Origin of the sequence: Mycobacterium simiae, assembly GCF_008370645.1 — a bacterium.
Taxonomy (GTDB): Bacteria; Actinomycetota; Actinomycetes; order Mycobacteriales; family Mycobacteriaceae; genus Mycobacterium; species Mycobacterium simiae_A.
Map to the genome: position 1 here is coordinate 1 of NZ_VTZN01000441.1, position 836 is coordinate 836.

1 protein-coding gene is annotated in these 836 nt (G+C 71.5%); it reads left to right on the forward strand.

The window, feature by feature from the left end; all coding sequences use genetic code 11:
• On the forward strand, positions 1–836 hold an 836-nt coding region (locus tag F0Q45_RS28320; RefSeq protein WP_223163960.1), incomplete at both ends, for a MinD/ParA family ATP-binding protein.

Sequence of the window (836 nt, forward strand, 5' to 3'; positions counted from 1 at the left end):
CCCGGCACCTGGTGAACCTCGGCGCGGGCCCGGCCGAGCGGACGCTGCGCGACCAGCAGGAGCGCATCAAGGCCAACATCCCGGGCACCTACCAGATCGCGGCGGTGTCGGTCAAAGGCGGGGTCGGCAAGACCCGGATGATCGCCGCGGTCGGCAGCGTGTTCGGCACGCTGCGCAACGAGCCGGTCATCGCGATCGACGCCAACCCCACCTACGGCGGGCTGGGCCGGCTGATCGATCCCAAGGCGGCGGCCTCGGTGCGGGAATTCCTGGCCGCCGAGGATCTCGTCGAGTACCCCAAGGCGCGCGCCTACACCGGGCGCAACAAGCAGGGCCTGGAGGTGTTGACCGGCAACCAGAACGTGGCCAACCCGCTGGCCCTGACCCCGGCGACGTTCGCCGCCACCGTGGCCCGCACCCGCCGCTTCTACCAGCTCGCGCTGGTCGACTGCGGCGCGGAGATCGAGCACCAGGTGATCCCGGCGGTGCTGTCGGCCAGCGACGCGCTGATGGTCGTGGGGTCGTGCAACGTCGACGGCGGCCTGGCGGTGGAGACCACGCTGGACTGGCTGGCCGCCCGCAACGGCCACGAGCTGCTCAAGCGGTCGGTGATCGTGCTCAACGACGCCTACCGCTGCGCCAACAGCAAATTCCTCACCCATGTCACCCACACCCTGGGGTCGCGGGTGCACGCGGTCAAGACCATCCCGTGGGATGCCCACCTGCGCGATGCGGCCACGCTGGACTTCGCGGCGCTGCGCCGGCGCACCCAGCTGGCGCTGATCGACCTGGCCGCCGAGCTGGCCGGCGGTTTCCCGACCGCCGGGGCGTTGACC